The 18,731-nt window shown below is 47.4% G+C and carries 17 protein-coding genes, 1 tRNA gene, 1 pseudogene and 1 CRISPR repeat array; of the genes and pseudogenes, 11 read left to right on the top strand and 8 right to left on the bottom strand.

What is annotated here, in order from left to right; all coding sequences use genetic code 11:
* Window positions 1-27 precede the first annotated feature (27 nt).
* Genes J0L70_RS22825 through J0L70_RS22815 form a run of 3 tightly spaced genes read left to right on the top strand, consistent with a single transcriptional unit; the run spans window position 28 to window position 2,763 of the window.
* Window positions 28-1,518, top strand: coding sequence for an ABC transporter ATP-binding protein (locus J0L70_RS22825; RefSeq protein ID WP_287455956.1), 1,491 nt, complete (start codon window positions 28-30; stop codon window positions 1,516-1,518).
* Window positions 1,511-2,533 (top strand): ABC transporter permease, encoded by a 1,023-nt coding sequence (locus tag J0L70_RS22820; protein WP_287455955.1) that lies wholly within the window; start codon window positions 1,511-1,513, stop codon window positions 2,531-2,533. Before J0L70_RS22825 ends, J0L70_RS22820 begins: the two co-directional genes overlap by 8 nt.
* Window positions 2,534-2,586: 53 nt before the next feature.
* Window positions 2,587-2,763 carry a hypothetical protein gene (locus J0L70_RS22815; protein ID WP_017285674.1) on the top strand — a complete coding sequence of 59 codons (177 nt, stop codon included), beginning with the start codon at window positions 2,587-2,589 and terminating at the stop codon, window positions 2,761-2,763.
* Between the two features lies 1 nt (window position 2,764).
* On the opposite strand, the pseudogene J0L70_RS22810 reads toward J0L70_RS22815, so the two are convergent.
* Window positions 2,765-3,720, bottom strand: a pseudogene (locus J0L70_RS22810) (IS630 family transposase).
* 110 nt (window positions 3,721-3,830) lie between these two features.
* Between J0L70_RS22810 and J0L70_RS22805 the strand changes: the two are divergent.
* Window positions 3,831-4,898 carry a hypothetical protein gene (locus J0L70_RS22805; protein WP_287455954.1) on the top strand — a complete coding sequence of 356 codons (1,068 nt, stop codon included), beginning with the start codon at window positions 3,831-3,833 and terminating at the stop codon, window positions 4,896-4,898.
* A 35-nt stretch (window positions 4,899-4,933) separates the two neighbouring features.
* Here J0L70_RS22805 and J0L70_RS22800 read toward each other — a convergent pair whose 3' ends face one another.
* The 4 genes from J0L70_RS22800 to J0L70_RS22785 all read right to left on the bottom strand — a co-directional run bounded on the left by J0L70_RS22800 (window position 4,934) and on the right by J0L70_RS22785 (window position 8,875).
* Window positions 4,934-5,746: a class I SAM-dependent methyltransferase gene (locus tag J0L70_RS22800; RefSeq protein ID WP_287455953.1), complete on the bottom strand. Its 813-nt coding sequence runs from the start codon at window positions 5,744-5,746 to the stop codon at window positions 4,934-4,936.
* The gene (locus J0L70_RS22795) at window positions 5,739-6,683 is read right to left on the bottom strand and encodes a peroxiredoxin-like family protein (RefSeq protein WP_287455952.1); all 945 of its coding nucleotides are present in this window, start codon (window positions 6,681-6,683) and stop codon (window positions 5,739-5,741) included. The genes J0L70_RS22800 and J0L70_RS22795 overlap by 8 nt, the downstream gene beginning before the upstream one ends.
* Window positions 6,684-6,698: 15 nt before the next feature.
* On the bottom strand, window positions 6,699-7,394 hold the full coding sequence (locus tag J0L70_RS22790) for a DUF4058 family protein (RefSeq protein ID WP_287455951.1): 696 nt from the start codon (window positions 7,392-7,394) through the stop codon (window positions 6,699-6,701).
* A 624-nt stretch (window positions 7,395-8,018) separates the two neighbouring features.
* Window positions 8,019-8,366: a CRISPR direct-repeat array (repeat unit 39 nt; unit sequence GAGTCGCAATCGCCCTCCTAGAACATGGGTGGGTTGAAA).
* Between the two features lie 437 nt (window positions 8,367-8,803).
* A tRNA-Thr gene (locus J0L70_RS22785) sits at window positions 8,804-8,875 on the bottom strand.
* 69 nt (window positions 8,876-8,944) lie between these two features.
* Here J0L70_RS22785 and J0L70_RS22780 point away from each other — a divergent pair.
* A complete protein-coding gene (locus J0L70_RS22780; protein WP_353736657.1) occupies window positions 8,945-9,244 on the top strand; it encodes a DUF3493 domain-containing protein in 300 nt (99 codons plus the stop codon).
* A gap of 13 nt (window positions 9,245-9,257) precedes the next feature.
* Here J0L70_RS22780 and J0L70_RS22775 read toward each other — a convergent pair whose 3' ends face one another.
* Window positions 9,258-10,862, bottom strand: coding sequence for a DUF1565 domain-containing protein (locus J0L70_RS22775; RefSeq protein WP_017285718.1), 1,605 nt, complete (start codon window positions 10,860-10,862; stop codon window positions 9,258-9,260).
* Window positions 10,863-10,937: 75 nt separating this feature from the next.
* Between J0L70_RS22775 and gshA the strand changes: the two genes are divergently transcribed.
* Both gshA and J0L70_RS22765 read left to right on the top strand, forming a co-directional pair.
* The gene (gshA, locus tag J0L70_RS22770; protein WP_017285719.1) at window positions 10,938-12,257 is read left to right on the top strand and encodes a glutamate--cysteine ligase; all 1,320 of its coding nucleotides are present in this window, start codon (window positions 10,938-10,940) and stop codon (window positions 12,255-12,257) included.
* Window positions 12,258-12,515: 258 nt separating this feature from the next.
* A complete protein-coding gene (locus J0L70_RS22765; protein WP_154660817.1) occupies window positions 12,516-12,686 on the top strand; it encodes a hypothetical protein in 171 nt (56 codons plus the stop codon).
* Window positions 12,687-12,688: 2 nt separating this feature from the next.
* Here the strand turns inward: J0L70_RS22765 and J0L70_RS22760 are convergent, their stop codons facing one another.
* Window positions 12,689-13,588 carry a class II fructose-bisphosphate aldolase gene (locus tag J0L70_RS22760; protein WP_190650924.1) on the bottom strand — a complete coding sequence of 300 codons (900 nt, stop codon included), beginning with the start codon at window positions 13,586-13,588 and terminating at the stop codon, window positions 12,689-12,691.
* Window positions 13,589-13,661: 73 nt separating this feature from the next.
* On the opposite strand from J0L70_RS22760, the gene J0L70_RS22755 reads away from it, so the two are divergent.
* Together J0L70_RS22755 and J0L70_RS22750 are read left to right on the top strand one after the other, a co-directional pair.
* Window positions 13,662-14,384 (top strand): DUF1995 family protein, encoded by a 723-nt coding sequence (locus tag J0L70_RS22755; RefSeq protein ID WP_017285722.1) that lies wholly within the window; start codon window positions 13,662-13,664, stop codon window positions 14,382-14,384.
* Window positions 14,385-14,527: 143 nt separating this feature from the next.
* Window positions 14,528-15,280, top strand: a complete 753-nt coding sequence (locus tag J0L70_RS22750) for a metallophosphoesterase family protein (RefSeq protein ID WP_287455950.1) — start codon at window positions 14,528-14,530, stop codon at window positions 15,278-15,280.
* Window positions 15,281-15,437: 157 nt separating this feature from the next.
* On the opposite strand, the gene J0L70_RS22745 is transcribed toward J0L70_RS22750, so the two are convergent.
* A complete protein-coding gene (locus J0L70_RS22745; RefSeq protein WP_036044316.1) occupies window positions 15,438-16,268 on the bottom strand; it encodes a M48 family metallopeptidase in 831 nt (276 codons plus the stop codon).
* Between the two features lie 179 nt (window positions 16,269-16,447).
* On the opposite strand from J0L70_RS22745, the gene J0L70_RS22740 reads away from it, so the two are divergent.
* Both J0L70_RS22740 and J0L70_RS22735 read left to right on the top strand, forming a co-directional pair.
* Entirely contained in the window at window positions 16,448-16,966 is a 519-nt protein-coding gene (locus J0L70_RS22740) for a DUF4330 domain-containing protein (protein ID WP_017285725.1), read from the top strand.
* Between the two features lie 74 nt (window positions 16,967-17,040).
* On the top strand, window positions 17,041-18,663 hold the full coding sequence (locus tag J0L70_RS22735; protein WP_287455949.1) for a B12-binding domain-containing radical SAM protein: 1,623 nt from the start codon (window positions 17,041-17,043) through the stop codon (window positions 18,661-18,663).
* The last annotated feature ends 68 nt before the right edge of the window (window positions 18,664-18,731 follow it).

The following is an 18,731-nucleotide window of genomic DNA, read 5'->3' as shown; positions in this document are numbered from 1 at the left end:
TTCTCGCGTTACAGAGTGGGTTGAACTATGCAAATCGAACTCCAACAGATTACAAAGCGCTTTGGGCAAGTCCTGGCAAATGATCAGGTTTCGATGACTGTTCAAGCAGGAAGTATTCATGGCTTGCTCGGAGAGAATGGTGCGGGAAAAAGCACGATCGTCAAAGTTCTCAGTGGTTTCATCTCGCGCGATTCTGGCTCAGTCCTCTTCGATGGTGAAGCAGCTAACATTAAAACGCCTGCTGATGCGATTCGCTCTGGCGTTGGGATGCTGCATCAAGATCCGCTCGACTTTCCACCCCTTTCGGTGCTGGATAACTTTGTGGTCGGTCGAGGCGAAGTGCTGGCGAAAGGATTATTCTCGGGTTTGAAGTTCGTGAATCTCGATCGTGCTCGGCAAGAATTTCTTCGTCTGAGCGAAACTTTTAATTTCTCACTCAATCCGGATGTTCGTGTTGCTGATCTAACCGTTGGAGAACGCCAACAGTTGGAAATCATTCGATTGTTGTCTCTCGGTGTGAAGACCCTAATTCTCGATGAACCGACGACCGGAATTTCTGCGTCTCAAAAGACGGCATTGTTTGAAGCAGCACGACGATTAGCGGCTGAAGGAAAATCTGTGATCTTCGTGTCGCACAAGCTTGAGGATGTAGAGGAGTTATGCGATCGCGTTACTGTAATGCGGGCAGGGCAGGTCGTTGGTCATGTGGAAATTCCTTGTCCAGATTCAGTGCTGATTGATCTGATCTTTGGGAAAGAACTTGCTTTACCGATCAAGCCGAGTACTCAGCAATCTGAACCAATGTTGGAACTCGACGGCATTGTGGTCAAAGACGATCGCTTAACTTTGAAAGTCGATACTTTGACCGCCTATAAAGGTGAAGTGATCGGGCTTGCAGGACTCGAAGGCAGCGGACAGCAATTACTACTCTTACTCTGTGTTGGATTAATGCGAGCTTCAGCAGGCAGGATCGAGATTGATGCGCTTGATATGACTCAAAAACCGTATCCAGCGTATCTCAAACATGGAATTGGCTATTCGCCTGCGGATCGGCTGAAAGATGGCTTAATTCGAGGCTTGTCGATCCATGAGCATGTGATTTTACGTCAGCCGAATCAGTCGCCATTCATTGATTGGAAAGCAACGCATCAGACAGCACTCGAAGCGATCGCAATGTTCAACATTCGAGGCAAGCCCCATTCTCATGTTGAACGACTGTCTGGCGGAAATCAACAACGGACACAGCTTGCATTGTTACCTGTTCCATTAAATTTATTGTTAATGGAGCATCCGACGCGCGGATTAGATATTGAATCAACCTTGTGGGTTTGGCAGCAGTTAATTGCTCGATGTCAAACTGGCACCACGATTTTATTTATGTCTTCAGATTTGGATGAAATCATGCAGTATAGCGATCGCGTTTTAGTCTTCAGTGGTGGAGAAGTTTCAGAGCCGATTGCAGCATCAGAACTCACAGTCGAAAAGCTTGGACAGATGATTGGGGGACGCTTTGAGTAAAACACTTTACTATCAAGCTGGTGCGATCGTGCTTGCTTTGATCTTTGTTGCAATCATTATCGTGTTAGCAGGGGCTTCCCCGATCGCGGTCATTTCTGAAATTGCATCCGGGGCATTTGGTACGCCTGGACAGTTCGCCCGTGTGATTTCTACACTTTGTCCATTGCTCATCGCTTCTTGTGGATTACTATTCACTTTCACAACTGGCTTATACAACTTAGGCATTGAAGGACAAATTGCTTTCGGTGGGATTGCTGCAACCTTGATACTGCGATTAGGGCAAGATTCTTTGCCTCCTGCTCTGACACTTTTTCTTGCGATTGTGGCTGGCGGAATGGGTGGAATGTTGTGGGGATTACTCGCAGGCGTTCTCAATATTTATGGACGCATCAATGAAATTTTTGCAGGCTTAGGCTTGAACTTTCTTGCCGATGGGATTGCTTTGTATTTGGTGTTTGGACCTTGGAAACGTCCGGGTGTTGCATCGATGAGCGGCACAGAACAATTTCCAGAATCGCTGTGGTTGCCGACGTTTGGTAATACAGATGCAAGCCCAATTTCGGTTTTGATCGCGCTGATTGCGATCGCATTAACGATCGTCGTTCTCAGCGGTACACATTTCGGTTTAAAGCTTCGAGCCGTTGGGCAAAATCTCAGAGCAGCTTATGTTCTCGGCATTCCATCGATTCGACAATTACTCAGTTCATTTGCAATCTGTGGTGCGTTTGCAGGCGTTGCGGGAGCGTTGCAAGTTGTGGCTGTCTTTCATCGCTTGATTCCCAACATTTCAAGCGGATTGGGATATTTAGCGTTATTAGTCGCAATGTTGGCGGGAATGAATGCTTGGTTACTTTTGCCGATCGCGTTCTTTTTCAGTGCGCTGAACATTGGCAGCTTGCAGTTGCCGCTCGATTTGAATTTAGAATCGTCTCTTGCGGGAGTGATTCAAGGAACTCTAGTACTGTTTGTGATTTTAGGAAAAGGCTTTAGTGAGTGGAAGCGGGGGAATGTTTAGCGATCAAAATAAACATTGATTTGCGATCGGATGTGTGTCAATCGTTGTGTTGCATGTTGCCTAGGCAAATCGTTGCATTGCGTCCCGAATCATTACGGCATACTCAGGTGAATCATTGTTTTGCCCGGGCGAATGGAATTATCGGCTTGTATGTTGAGAGAGAAGTCGAATACAGTTCAAACATCCCAGAGAATCTGTTCGCGGCGAAGACGAATCAGTCTGGTGTGTAGATTAAGATCCTGGGATGTCTCCCCGCAAGTTCCGCTGAGGTTGGACAGTATAGCCCGACCTAAGTACGTTAGGACTATCTCTAAAAGCGACATCGACACAGTCGCGAAAGGTCTCAAATTCATCCCAGCGTTGCCGCATCCAATTCTTCAGCACAAACCACCATCGCTCGATTTTGTTCAAGTCTGGTGAATAGGGCGGTAGATACCAGAGTTCACACTCAGCTTGCGCCACAATTTCATCCATGGCTTGGGAGCGATGGAAACTGGCATTGTCAATGATAATCACACTGCCCGGTTGCAGTTTTGGTAGTAGACAGGTCTCTAGCCACACCTCAAACAAGTCTCGGTTGCATGAGCCAGAAAACGTCATTGGCGCAAATAACTTGCCTTGCTTGAGCGCGGCAATCCAACTGATGTGCTCAGTGCGCTTACCAGACTTGAGGGCATCACAGCGTTGCCCAAGCTTGCTTTAGCCATAGGGATACTCGTCCCGATTGTCGATGCCTGCTTCATCAACGTAAACAAGTTCAGTATCCATTTTGGTCTTTAATCGTTCCTCGAACTCAACCCGCTTGAGTTCATCCCGTTCGCGATAGCCGTACGTCTTTTTTTTCGACTCATGCCCAGCTTGTTGATCGCTGCACTCATATTTTGCTGCGTCACCCCGTCGCCCCATAACTTTGCCATTTCTGCTTGTGTCTTGCCGTTATGCTGGACAACAAAGGCTTCAAAGCGTTCCCAATCCGTGATGTTATGCCGACAGCCTTGCTGGAAGTTCGTAATCGCTTGGCAGTCTCCGGTCTCCTGTTCGCGTTTGACCCAGAGGTCGAGCGTATTGCGACTGATATGGAACATCTTACTGACATCGGTTTTCTGTTCTCCGCGCTTGACCGCAGCAACGGCTTTGCGGCGCAAGTCTTCACTGTAAGGAGCAGGGTTGCTAGGACTATTCGTAATGTTGAGAGAAAGGCAGAGTTTTTTTAGAATTAGTAAAAAATAATAGTGCGTACTTTTTAGAGGCATTAAATGCTGCACGCTTAATTCAGGATGATTACAGACGTGCTGCGATGCTTTGTGACTTGGCACAACTCGACTCTACGTATTCTTCAGAAGCATTGTCAGCCGCAGAGTTGATTCACGATGAATCTGATCGAGCAAGAGTACTAATAAAGTTAGCGACAAATGACGCTGTGAATTTTGCTCAGTTGCTGGCAGTCACAGGGTCGTTTCAGGACGAGATTAGTCGGGCAAGGGTGTTAATTGCGTTAGCAGAAAATGAGGCTGTAGATTCTCCTAAATTATTGGCAGCCGTAGAATCAATAGAGTTAATCCAGTATGAGTACAGTCGTCCGGGGATGTGGTTTCATTTAGCTAAAATTAATTCAGCGTTCCGTGCTCACCTGTTGTCATTCTTGCAGTCGATTCAAAATAAATCCAGTCAAGTAGAGAAATTACTCATTACAAATACGCCTGAATGGGCAGCAGTATTAGTTACATTAGCCAAAATTGACTCTTCTTACTTTTCAGAAGCTTTGTCAGTTGCACGGTCAATTCAGGATAAATCTAGTCGAACAAAGCTATTGATCGAGTTAGCGAAAATTGACTCTTCTTACTTTTCAGAAGCTTTGTCAGCGTTGCGGATGATTCAGGAAACCTCTGAACCAGATCTACTAGCACAAAATCCGCTGATGGCATCGTTTTGCTCAGATGTTTGGAGTTTGTATGAGCAGATACTCGCATTGATGAATCTCGCCCAGATCGACTCTACATACTTTTTAGAGATACTTTTGCTCATACAGTTGATGGAAGATGAATCCGATCAAGTGAAGATATTGACTGAGTTAGCTCAACAACTACCTGAATCATTCCTGCCCCAAACTTACACTATTATCTATAGCATTGCTCACAAGCCTTCCTGTGCTGAACTTCTTAGTATCTATCTTCCCCGTCTTCCCCTTGCCATCCTCTCACTCAGCAACTGGCAATCTCATCTCCATCCCCTCGCCCATCGAACCCGCGCTGACCTCATGCAAGACCTCGCCACACTGTACCCAGTGATCGTACATCTCGGCGGAAAAGAAGCCGTCCGAGGCATGATCGATGCAATGCGTGATGTATGCAATCAATGGAAATGAACCAGTTCCGAAATGAGTCGAATCAATTAAACTTCTTATTTCTGCGCGATCGCATACAGAACATCAACTTCTAATGCATGAACCTGATAAGTTTGTAAAAAATTCAGATTGGCTTGTCGCACTCGTTCCTTAGCAGCTGGATCGAGTTGATCGATCGTCCCTCGGTAGCCCCCACCCAAACACATCGTCCACCAATCTTCAAGTGTCGTTAAATTGTGGGTTCCCATTTCAGTGAACACCTCAATCTGAGTTACACCACTTTCTTCTAGTAGACCTCTGAGCAAATCAGGGCAACGAATTCGATCCCACGGCGTGAAGGACTTGACTAATTCCGGGCGTTCCACTGCAATCGCATCCCAAAACACTCGATTCGCAGGCTCAAACACTCGCTCTCCCCAAGAAGTAATCGCAAGTTTTCCACCTGGACGCAGCATCCGCCAAAGCTCTCGAACAGCCGCCTGCATATCTGGAACAAAGAAGATTCCGAATACACACACGATCGCATCAAAACTTTCATCCGGGAATCCCAACGTCTCAAAATCTCCAGCCTGAAATTTGATATTTTCCAATCCTTGTTGTTGGGCTTTGTCACGCGCTAATTGCAAGAGCGATTCTGCAATATCAATGCCCAAAACTTGCCCTGTCGAACCCACACGAACTGCCGCAGGAATCGCAGAAGCACCAGACCCACAACATACATCCAAAACACGATCGCCTGGTCGCAATGCAAGGTGATTAATCGTCTGTTGTCCAAAACGATTCCAAAACGACAACGCTGGCGCATCAAAGTAATCTGATGCAGCATTAAATACAGCTTCTACCCTGGCAAGTGCCTCTTCTTTACTCACTGAGTTCCTCCAAAAAAGCGAGCGGTTGATTCATCTGAGCCGCAAAACCCAGAATTGCGCGATCGCGGTGCTCATACAACAACTCACCTTGAGCATTAAACAAGAACGTTGCCCCGCGTTGAGTCAGATAAGCAGAATTTGGCACATAGGTCTTCCAATGACTCAGCACTTCCGTCATATTACGAAGTCGCAAGGTTGCTAGTTCAAACGGACGTTGAAAACCGCTACCCCCTGCCCACCGGAAAGTAGAACCTTTGAGTGGCGGAAGTGGTGCAGCTTTTACAGTCTCATCATCGCCAATCAACTGTGGTGCAGTACGATCTCCGCGATATCCCCGAAATACTTCTGTTAAAGTTCCAGGACTCCCAATGCCTGCACACATAAGCAGGAGATTGAACCAGGCATTCTGTTCTGTCGAAAGCAATGGCAACTTGAGCGAGAGTCCCGAATACAATTCAAGCTGTTGGTGGAGTTCAGCAGTAGGGTCTACAAACAGACAATCGGGAGGAAAACCTGTGTATTCGCAGAATTTCTCGCCGGAAGCACGATCTCCAATGCCCACTGCTCGAACTGCAACTTCTGTCGATCTCAGCACTTCCGCCTCTCGCTTCAACCACCAAGCATATTCGAGGTTATCGAAATCGCCCAACTGCGACCAAATCAAAACCAGTTGCCGAGGCGCGTTACAGCCGTCTAAAATGGGCACGATCGCACCATCGCTAATGCGTTGACGTTGGGTTTGAATCAAGCGATCGTACAACTTCATGATGCGAACCTGAAAGACTAAACAACTGACTTCAAGAAGTAAAAGTTTACCAAATGTCAGTTGCAGTAGATTGCCAATCTGAAACCAATCCTGCCGATTCGCTGATATTCGTAAAACAACAAATTGCTCCTCTGGCACTGTTCTTAGTTCACTCGTCCATACAGAGTTCATGCGATCGTGAGCACATTAGCATCTTAGTAATGTCTCTACCCACTGACAGTCTGATTCAGACAGTTTGGGCTGAAGTTGACGAGTATAGTCGATAGCTAACTGATACCGTCCCTTGTCATACACCCGATGCAGTAAAGCTTGTAGGTTGAGCATTGGCTCCGCTTCACCTGGTACGATCGGAATCGGAATGATTGGAATCGGTTGACGCAATCCGAAAGCGTACAAATCACCTCTTGGACGCTCATGACCTCGACAGATCAGAATTCGATAGTCTCCAAGATGTTGACTCGCGATCGGAAACGCTTTGCCTCCTCGGAGTAAATCAATCTCAACGAGATTCGTCGCACTCGCCAACACCTGATTTCGTTTGCGTTCATAGGCAATTCTTCCCTCCCCAATCCGCTTGTTTTTTGGAGATAGAATCTCCAAAACGGTGACGACGGTTCCCGTTGCTACCTCACGAATCTCTAGATACCGCTCGTTCACTTCTTCAAGAATGGGAACGGTCACTCTTTCGGGCAAGACAGATAGCGAAGACTGAACCGTTGAGGAAATAGGCTCCACTTTGCTTGTCACGACTGCCACATCAGGAATGCCGACCAGCAAACTTTCATCGTCATCACTGAAATAAGTCCGTTTCTCGATTTCGACACGATACTTTTGGCTGAGGTGATCTGTTGAGCGGCAAATTAATTGACTACTTCGACACATTATTTGTCACAACTATCGATTCGCTAAAGCTCTTATAAGATGAGATTTTTAGGCTTTATCACTCCCGTGCTCTCACCAAAACTTAACCCAAGTTTTTAGTACGTCCGAACCTAGACAAGTTAATATGTAAACTAACAGCGCCGCAGTTCAAGCTCTTTGAGTCGCTGAACTGTGAACAATGTGGGTCAGTTTGATCGTTGTCAAACGATCGTGCTTTCCGACCCTGGTAGCTGTCTGCCTTCGAGTCGCCATCTCACAGTTAAAGCTGTATGTAGGTGGGAAGTCATATCTGACGAATATCTGTTCTTCAGGTATAGCATAGGTGCGCTCCCGATTACGATAGGCAACGCTCTACCCCTGGCAACAGTGTGGTACAGATATGCACTTGTGGCGGCTACCGAATCGCCTCCGAGCAAGGAGGAACCCTCTCCAATTTTTTGGCAAACCAAAGCGAGGACAAAATCCCTAGGAGGTTCGCCAAATTGCTGAATCCTCTTCCCGATTGAGTTGTACGAATCTGTGCTATTTAGACAACGCTTCAAGGAACTACTTTATCGAACTTGGATAAGAGGTTCGCCAAAGTAGAGTTTAGAAGCTGTTAAACAAAAGGATTCTAGGCGCTAGGAGTCGCAATCGCCCTCCTAGAACATGGGTGGGTTGAAATTGCCACTTATCGCCGCGAATGAAATTCTTGGCGGCGGGAGTCGCAATCGCCCTCCTAGAACATGGGTGGGTTGAAATTCAAGTTCGCTACAAAGGGCGCGGGTTAGTGCAAATCACTGGAGTCGCAATCGCCCTCCTAGAACATGGGTGGGTTGAAATTCAAGGGGGGCTTTGTGTCTCATGAGTCTCATGATGAGTCGCAATCGCCCTCCTAGAACATGGGTGGGTTGAAAGGATTCTTGAACCTAATCAGCAAATTCCGCTTGAGGAAGGTCGCAATCGCCCTCCTAGAACATGGGTGGGTTGAAAGATCAATCAATTTCTGATATTTCAGCGTGCCCAACTCGTCGCAATCGCCCTCCTAGACATGGGTGGGTTGAAAGTTCCGCTCCAGCAATCGGTCGCATCCATGCTCGTGGTCGCAATCGCCCTCCAGACATGGGTGGGTTGAAGAACCGCATCCAACTGAATATCACTAGCTCGTCTGCGTCGCAATCGCCCTCTTAAATTTTAGATGTGGGTAGGTTGCAGAGTTTCCGCCAAGACTTCCAGAAATTATTGAACTTATTCAATAACTAACTTTCAGAGAGGGTTGAAAGGTGCATTCGATTCGTAATACATCGCGCAATGCTGAATAACTGAATAAAGTGCTGGACTGAGACGACAAATTAAATGTCCAATCTTTATTTTGACAAATAATGTGTCGCCACAGTCAAATAATGTGTCGCTCAACAATCTACTTAGGAAGCCGATGATGGGATTTGAACCCATGACCTTTCGATTACGAATCGAATGCACTACCACTGTGCTACATCGGCAAAAGGCCTCATGCAGTATAACAGATAATCGTTCGTTTCTGAAACAGAAATTGCAGAAAATTCCATCTCATGTCACGATCGACAAAAATCCTCCCTTATTGTATGAGCCAGCAATCCGAACGTCTGAGACAATCCGATCCCGAAAAATATGCGCGGCTCAAAGCCGAAGCCGCTGCACCTTATCGAGGATTGCGGAAATTTATCTACATTGCATTTGGTGGCTCAGGCGCGATTGGAGCTTTCGTCTTTCTCGCCCAAACGCTGGCAGGACGAGATCTGGAAACGGCACTTCCAAATCTTGCCCTGCAACTGGGCGTAATTGCATTGATGGTCTGGCTCTTTCGATTCGAGAATCGTTCATCAAAATAGCCAGAACTCAAATCTAACGGGCAACACCCACCACGTAGGGAGAAGAAATCGCTTCAGCCTTACCTGCGCTCACTAACGCCTGATAGATAAATGCAGCAACTTCTGCGCGAGTTGCATCCCGATTGGGATTAAATTGTCCGACCGTCGGATAGTTCACCACGATTTGACGTTGAGTTGCCGCCGCGATCGGACTTCTTGCCCAAGTTGGAATCGAAGCTGCATCTTGGAAGCGAGACAGGAGCGACGGATCACCCGCTCCAAACTCTAATCCATTCGACAAAGCCACTAAGGACTGAACCTTCGGAATCCGTTGTTCAGGTCGGAACGTCCCACCCGGAAATCCTGCCATAAACCCACCGCGCGCAGCCGACTGAATCGCAGCAAAGCCCCAATATCTGCTAGAAACATCTGAGAAGTTGACTGCGGCATTCTTGGGAGCAGGGGCAAACGCTTTCAGCACGATCGCGGCAAACTGAGCACGCGTGACCGGATCATTCGGTTTGAATGTGCCATCTGGAAAGCCCGTAATAATCCCCCTTGATGCTAAAGCTTGGACATACTGCTGCGCCCAATGTCCTTGTACATCAGAAAAAGCGATTGCGCCACCAGGAGCAAAATTAATCAGACCTGCAATCTTTTTCTGATCCAGCTGATTCCCGATCGCAGTGAGAACATTCTGAGTCGTATTGTTAATATCGCGCCCTTTACTATTGCGGATCGTATTATTGCCAAGGCTTTCCGGTGTACCTAAATCAGGCTGAGCACTACTAAGAACTACAATGCCATCTTCGCTACTATCCGCAATCATATTGCCTCGGAGCACGGGTTTTGCAGAATCACCAATCACAAATCCACCCCGGTTTTTGACGATCTGATTGCCTTCAATCAGCGCCGTTGCTGTTCCATTAATCGCAAGCCCAAATCCCGTTTCAGTAAAGGAATTGTTCTTCACTTGACCGCTCGCAGCTCTCGTAATCGAGATTCCATTGCCTTGGTTTTTAACAAAAACATTGTCCGTTACAGTTGGGCTGGCATTCCCAGTAATAAAGACCCCTTCACGAACGCTATTGGCAAACGTGTTGTTTGAGATCGTGGGGCTACCTTCCTCTACCCAAATTCCGGTTCCACGCGAGTTTTCATTTGTTACCGTCACCCCGCGAACCTGGCTCCCTTGTGCCAACCACATCGATACATTTTGTTTTGCGAAAGAGCGACTGATAATATCGCCCCCTCCTTGAATGATCGTGGATTGACCTTTGGTTGCTTCATCTCCTCGAACCGTTACCCCTGCTTTAACAATCAAGGGAAAGACTTCGCCAGATTGAAGATTGTAAGTTCCAGGAGCCAATTGAACGATCGTGCCTGCGGTCGCTTGATCGAGGGCAAATTTCAGCGTTTTGAAGGGAACTGCCTCTGTCCGCCCGGCAGTGGTTTGATCCGTTCCTCTGGCAGGGTTAACGTATAAGATTGTCGTCCCCACAGTGTTGAGCGGAACGGTTAGCGTTTCTGGAGGTGGGGTAACTTGGGCTTTCAGCGCCGTTTGTCCACCGAGCCAGAGTAAGGAAATCAAGCCCAAGGGCGCGATCGCAAGAATTTTAGAAGTGCCTAGACGTGTCATATGTTCTCTATACAGGGAAGGGGGTGAATGCCAGGATTGACCTTGTATCTAATCGAAAATGACCAGCCTGGATAGATGCAAGTTCCCCAGGATTGGCTACTGAAATATACCGCAAGATTTCGGAAAGCGATGCACCAGAAATATGAAGGATTGATCGATTTTTGTAAGAAGAGTGCGATCGCATTTCTTCAGACGGTGGCAGATGATCGGTTTTCTCGGATACTAGAAGAGACGACAGCCAGTTGGGAGTCAGTGATGTTATCAAAAGGGTTTGAAATTGAGGTCTATACCGGCACACCTCAAGGAGATGTCGTCGGGATGTCTGATGAGATTGTTGCGGCGTTAGATGGGTTTGTCCGAGAACCCGATAGCCGCAATGTTGAATACACGACCCCGCCTTGTTTTCGATATGAGCGATCGCTGTGTGATTTGGTCACGCCTCGGCTGCGGTTACGTCAATTTTTAAAGTCAAAAGGTGATTACACCTTAATTCCAGGAAGTACATTGCCCTTAGCAGGACAGGGCGATCGGTTTTGGCGATCTGATCCAGCCAATCCTTATCATGATTATATTGAGAAGACTTACGGTACAAAAGTTGTTACTGCAAGTGTACATATTAATATTGGCATCAGTGATCCTGAAGTATTGATGCGAGCGTGTCGCTTAGTGAGAATGGAAGCGCCGTTGTATTTAGCCTTGAGTGCTGCATCGCCTTGGTTTAATGGCGAAATGACGGGGTATCATTCCACGCGCTGGGGACTGTTTCCGAAAACGCCTGCTCATGTGCCAATCTTTGAAAGCCATGCTCACTTTATTCGGTGGACAGAGGAGCAAATTGCGATCGGCACGATGCAAAATGTGCGTCATCTCTGGTCTGCGGTGCGTCCGAACGGTGATCGCCGTCCTTACAATTTGAATCGCTTAGAATTGAGAATTTGTGATTTAGTCTCTGATCCGATCGCGTTGCTGGCAGTGACTGCATTGTTAGAAGCTCGGCTGCAGCAATTGATTGCAGATCCCAGTCTTGATCCGTTGCAGCAGAGCAAGTTGAATGCAGAAGATTTAGTTGAAATTGCCAATGAGAATGAGGCAGCAGCAGCTAAATCCAGTTTGGATGCAGAGTTGAGACATTGGCAAGACGGACAGCCGATTTTGGCGCGTGAATGGATTGAGCAACTGTATGCTGAGACGTTTGCGATCGCGAAAAAAGCAGGCTTTAGTTGTTTCTTGCTGCCTGTGAAGAAGATTCTCCGCGAAGGCAATGAGGCACAACGCTGGATCAAACTGAGCGAACAAGGCTTGAACAATCGAGAAATCCTGGTGCAATCGATTCAAGCGATGCAACTGCGAGAAAAAGAACTCGAAGGGCAAATTTGCCAATCATTGGTTGCTTAGTAATCGCGATCTGGTTTCGACGACAAACGATGTCGATCTTGTTGAGTTGTAACTGCTCAAGAGAGTGGGGAGTAGGGGGTAGGGAGTAGGGAACTACCAAAAGAACTACTCCCCACTCCCCACCTGATTTAGGACTACCACATTAGCTCCAAATGTTGATCGAAGCTGATAATTTGTCCTTTTTTAGCGAATTTTCACGATCGAGATCGCACGGTACACTTACAGGCAAAACCTGTAAGTTGTTTACGCAGCAAGCTCATGATGCATCATCGTTTTGATCGGCGGATGCTGATCCGGCTATTCGCGCTCCTCTCAATCACGGGAACCATTGCCGCTCTTTTGCCTCTACCAAATTTTGACTCGCAAGCGAGATCGGTCGATTCGATGACTCCATTGCGTCAATCTTTATCCGGTCTGTACGGCAATTAATATTAATTTCTGTGGGCTGCTGCTGCCAAAACCGTAGCATAGGGAGTCTCGTGGAGATGAGCTTTACCGACAGAGCCAAATAATTCTAGTTTCTCAAGAATCACATCTTGCATAGCTGCGATCGCTTCCCCGGTCACTTCTAGTAAGTCCTTCTCCTGCTGCCCACAAATCTCATCTTTGAGTGCCTGCATATACGCCTGCCGGACTTCGGTATTGACATTAAACTTACACACCCCAAGCTGAATCGAGCGCGCGATCATCTCGGCAGGCAACCCAGATGCACCATGCAAAACAAGAGGAATGTCGAGTAACATCCGAATCTGTTCTAAGCGCGGAAAATCTAAACGGGGAGGACTTTTATATTCCCCGTGAACATTCCCGATCGTCACTGCCAAAGCATCGACATTCGTCGCTTTGACAAATTCGACAGCTTGCTGAGGATCCGTCATTTTTGCTTCTTTTTCAGCGATCGTTAATCCGTCTTCTGTGCCGCTGATTCGTCCAATCTCCGCTTCGACGATCGCATGATAAGAATGAGCCAATCGCGTCATATGGCGCGTAAATTCTAGATTTTGCTCATAGGGAAGCGGCGAGCCATCCGCCATAATTGAGCGCACACCGTCTTGCAAAACCCGATCGATATCTTTCACGGAAGTACTGTGATCGAGATGTACTGAAATGGGCACAGTTGCAGCTTCTGCGGCTTCTAAGCACAGAGCAACTAGAGGAGAACTGCCGTATTTCAAAGCGCTTGGATGTAATTGCAGCATGGCAGGACTGCGGCTGATCTCTGCGGCGTTGATCACTGCTTTTACGCCTTCGAGATTGTAAACATTGAACGCTCCGATCGCAAAAATATTTCGGCGAGCCGTTTCCAAGAGTTCCCGTGTCGAAGTCAGCATCCGTTGCGGCTCCCGATAGAATTAAGACTAGACCGAATTGTACGATAAGACTTTGCAGTTTAAAAAAATCGTTATGCCTGAATTGCCAGATACCTTAGAAGATGCGATCGCGCAAGCCCAAATTGCTACCCAAGCGGCTCTAGAAGCGGGTTATACCCGGTTACAAGTCGAACTCGTGTTTCCAGAGTTGAAACCAATGCCGATCGCAGAGCAATTCATTACGATGTTTCGCGATCGCGGTGCAGGGCTGAAACTCTTTTTCACAGACTCCGGGATTGCTGCACTCGCAAAACGAGATTGGGGCGACTTACCCCACCAAATCCGCAGCTTAGATGTTGCAGGCTCCCGGCAGACGACCCCCGTTACAGAACAAGTTGATCCCGAAGACGAACTTTACGTCTTTGTTTCTCCGAGTGCCGTGGAAGTTCCCCCAGTCGAGCAAATTTGCAATGCCGCCGGAGAACGCCCAGTGATTCTGCTCAATCCAAGATTAGAAGACGTCGCAACAATCGGCATTGGCTATGCAGGACGGCAACTGAGACAGCGATTTTTAGACACGATCGAGCCTTGTTATTATTTGCGTCCGCTGGATGATCAATCCGCAATTTTTCGCTGCTATCCGTCCCCTTGGCAAGTCTGGTATGCGCCTGATGGCACTTATGAACTGATTGCTGAGGAGCGCGATCGCCCTGACTCTGAGAAACTCGATGAAATTTTTGCCAAAGCATTAGGTCAATCGGCAAAACCAAGTTTATTCGCCGGATTGCAACAATTCATCAAGGCGTTAGGAAGATAAAGTTCCCATAGAAAATCCGCGTTTCAGTCAAATTTCAGTCAACTTTAGAAGTGGACAGGGCATAATTGTGGCATACGCTCAGATCCGTATGCTCAGTTTCTGCTGTGTAATTTCTAGTCTTACTGTTTCCTAAGGACGATCGCATGAGTCAGCAACCCACCCGTCGAATCGTGATCGGTGATGTTCATGGTCACTACGATGGCTTGATGAATTTGCTGGATACCATCGCGCCGGAAGCGTCGGATCAGGTCTATTTTCTAGGGGATTTAATCGATCGAGGTCCACAAAGTTATCAAGTCATTGAGTTTGTTAAAAACAGTCCTTACCAATCTTTACTTGGAAATCACGAGCATTTACTCCTCGAAGCGTTTCCCAATGGGCAAGTGTATGCACCTGCTTTGCAGGCTTGGCTTCAAAGTGGCGGACGAGCAACAGTTGCAAGTTATACCGATATGGACGTGCTTGTCGAGCATGTGCAGTGGATTCGCACATTACCGACTTATTTAGATTTGGGGGATGTCTGGCTAGTTCATGCTGGAGTCCATCCTGAAATGCCGCTCGAACAGCAAGGATATGCTGAATTCTGTTGGATTCGCGATGAGTTTCATCGCTCGACTCAACCTTATTTCTCAGACAAGGTGATTATTACTGGACATACGATCACTTTTACTTTTCAAGGCGTTGTACCGGGAGCGATCGCTCAGGGGCAAGGATGGCTTGGCATTGACACAGGCGCATATCATCCTAAAAGCGGCTGGCTGACTGCCTTAGATATCGATAATGCGATCGTGCATCAGGCAAATATGTATACCAATCAGGTGCGGACACTGGGGCTTGATGAGGTCACAACCAAGATCGAACCTCAGCCTAGAGGGCGGCAGGTTTTAAAACGGTAATCGTTCAGCGGATTTGTTTTGCGAAGCTGGGAAATGGGGAAGTAGGGAGATGGAGAGAGGGGAGTAGCAATCCTATTTCGGATCTTCCTCCTATCTCTATCCCCTTATCAGATTGACTGTATAACGGCTACTCTCGCGTTTTCAGACTTTCAAACTTCTATCGAAGCCGCGCCCGATAACTTGCGGGATCAAGTCCTGCCGTTCCCGAACCGGGATTTTGGCGAATCAGTTGTTGCATTCGAGTGATGCGATCAGACGTGGCTGGATGATTTGCCAAGAACGTTGGAGGTGAAGCAGAATTCAACAGCTTGCGCATAAAGGTGACTGCTTCAGATTGAGCATATCCTGCCCGTCCCATCATGCGAACTCCTCGCGCATCCGCATCGTACTCATCGCGGCGACTATTCGGCAAGCGCAGCGCGACTTGTACCCCTAGATTTGCGATCGTACTACGATCAAGTCCCCCTGCTGCCAATAACCCTCGCTGCACTGCTGTTTGGCGCATTTGGTTGAGCGCATGTTTTCCAGCAATATGTCCGATTTCGTGTCCAATGACGCTGGCGACTTGAGCTTCATTATCCGCTGCATCCAACAAACCGCGATGCACATAGACAAAACCGCCCATCGTTGCAAATGCGTTAATACTCTTTTGATCGACGACTTGGAACGTATAGGGAATATTCGGTCGATCGCTATTGGCTGCGAGTCTTTGACCAATTTCATTGACATAAGCGGTGAGTTTCGGATCATTAACCAGTCGGACTTCTTGAGTCGTTAACTGATTATTAATTTGCCGACCATAATCGACTTCTTGACTATCCGACAATCGAGACAGTTGATTCGCTTGGATGATTTGAATCCCACCTCGAAGCAGATCAGTCCAAGAAATAGCTTGTGCGAGCATGGGCTGACCGAAACAGATGCCAGCCGCGATCGCGATCGATAAAACGGGATATAGCCAACGGCGACGCAGTATTTTTGTAATCATAGGAGAGCGTGAAAAATGCGTGAGGCGCTAAACAGTAGGACGCAACGCGACTCGATTTAGTTGCATCGTTTAGGCAAATTTTCGACAAATTTGCTGATACGGCTGAGTCGAGTCATGCTAATCTTGACAGGCGTTGCATGGCAAACACACAACGTACACGACATCTAGACATCTTAACTATGGCTATTGTGGATTCTCAAGGTCGATTATTCGGGAAAATCAGCATCCTAGATGTGGGTGCAGCACTAGTAATTTTACTGGTGGTGGTTGGAATCTTTGTCTATCCCGGACCCACAGGGGCAGGAGCACAAGGCGCAAGACAGCCTGTAGAAGTCGATGTTGTGGTACGTGGACTGAGCGCGTCAAATCCTAAAAGCTTTATTAAAGTTGGCGATACGACGAACATTCTGGTGCGAAAGCAGCCGTCTGGCAGTGTCAAGCTCAAAGAACTGAGATTTTTGCCTCGGACAGTGGCAACGCCTCAGCCTGATGGAACGTTGAAGGTATTTCCCGATCCGCGTCCAGAATTGGCATTAACGAATGACATGCTGATGACGTTGACGAATGAAGTCCCAATCGTAGATGGCACTCCTGTATTAGGAGGTGAAAAGGTCAAGGTTGGAACGACGATCGAGCTAGATGGTCCGACCTATACCTTTGGTACGACTGTTGTTGCCATCCGCATCAATAAATCCTAGACCCGATATTCAAAGACTGGGTGCTAGGCTGAAGTCAGTAATCATTCTAATTTTCTTCGCGTAGCTCCCAGCCTGTGACTTCTCCTTTCTCATCCGAACGCCTTTTATTCACGCCTGCAACTCCTCAAGCAGACGCAATTCCGCTTATTTTTGCTTTTCCTAACGAATACAGTGTTGGCATTACCTCACTCGGATATCAAGTTGTTTGGGCAACCCTTGCAGCGCGATCGGATCTCGATGTTGCGCGTCTGTTTACGGATATTCATGAGCCTTTGCCTGCGAATCCGGAATTGCTTGGATTCTCAATGTCCTGGGAATTAGATTATGTAAATATTCTGGGCGTTTTGGAATCATTGGAGATTCCGATCTGGAGCCGAGAGCGGAGTCATTCTCATCCGATCGTATTCGGAGGCGGCCCCGTGCTGACGGCGAACCCCGAACCTTATGCAGAATTTTTTGATGTCTTTTTGCTAGGCGATGGAGAAATTCTTCTCGATGCATTTGTCCATGCTTATCAAGAAGTCAGACATGCCGATCGAGACACGCAGTTAAAGCACTTGGCAAGGGTTCCAGGCATCTATGTGCCGAGTATGTACCAAGTGACCTATCAGAGTCCTGATGGTGCGATCGCATCAATTACCCCGATCGATGCCACAATTCCGGCGCAAGTTCAGAAACAGACTTATCGAGGCAATACTCTTTCTGCGTCGAGTGTTGTGACTGAGAAAGCCGCTTGGGAAAATATTTTCATGGTGGAAGTAGTGCGCAGTTGTCCAGAAATGTGCCGCTTCTGTTTAGCCAGTTATTTAACCTTGCCGTTTCGAGTTGCAGATGTTGAGGATTCATTGATTCCCGCGATCGAGCAAGGGCTAACAGTTACAAATCGCCTAGGGTTACTCGGCGCATCTGTGACTCAGCATCCCGAATTTGAAAGCTTATTAGATCATCTAAATCAACCTCAATTTGATGATGTGAGAATTAGTCTGTCTTCTGTTCGCACCAATACGGTGACAGAAAAGCTAACACGAACGTTAGTAAAACATGATGCGAAATCGATCACGATCGCAGTCGAAAGTGGGAGCGATCGCGTTCGGAAAATTGTCAATAAAAAACTCGAAACCGATGAGATTGTCCAAGCGGCTGTGAATGCGAAAGCAGGCGGGCTAAATTCGCTGAAACTCTACGGAATGGTAGGAATTCCAGGAGAAGAATCTGCGGATGTGGAACAGACAGTCGCAATGATGCGATCGCTGAAAAAAGCTGCGCCTGGATTGCGATTAACCTTGGGATGCAGTACGTTCGTGCCCAAGTCTCATACTCCATTTCAGTGGTTTGGCGTGAATCCGCAAGCTGAGAAACGCTTGCAAAGTTTGCAGAAACAACTGCGATCGAATGGAATTGATTTTCGACCTGAAAGCTATAACTGGTCTGTGATTCAGGCGCTATTGTCGCGCGGCGATCGTCGATTGTCGAAGCTTTTAGAATTGACGCGCCATTACGGGGATAGCTTGGGCAGCTATCGGCGAGCGTTTAAGGAATTGAAAGGGCAATTGCCGGATTTGAATGATTATGTCTTCGATCGTTGGACAGTCGATCGGGTTCTGCCTTGGAGCCATTTACAAGGAGCATTACCGCAAAGCACCTTAGAAAAGCATATGGCATCAAGCTTTCCTGAGCCTTTAGCGGTTGGGCATTGAGCCATTTCGTAATTAGGCAAAGAGACTGAAAAGAAAGTTGATGAAAGAGACTATCGAATCCAAGCTTT

Origin of the sequence: Leptolyngbya sp. UWPOB_LEPTO1 (genome assembly GCF_017302695.1) — a bacterium.
GTDB lineage: Bacteria > Cyanobacteriota > Cyanobacteriia > Leptolyngbyales > Leptolyngbyaceae > Leptolyngbya > Leptolyngbya boryana.
This window is presented reverse-complemented; position numbering and strand designations above follow the sequence as displayed.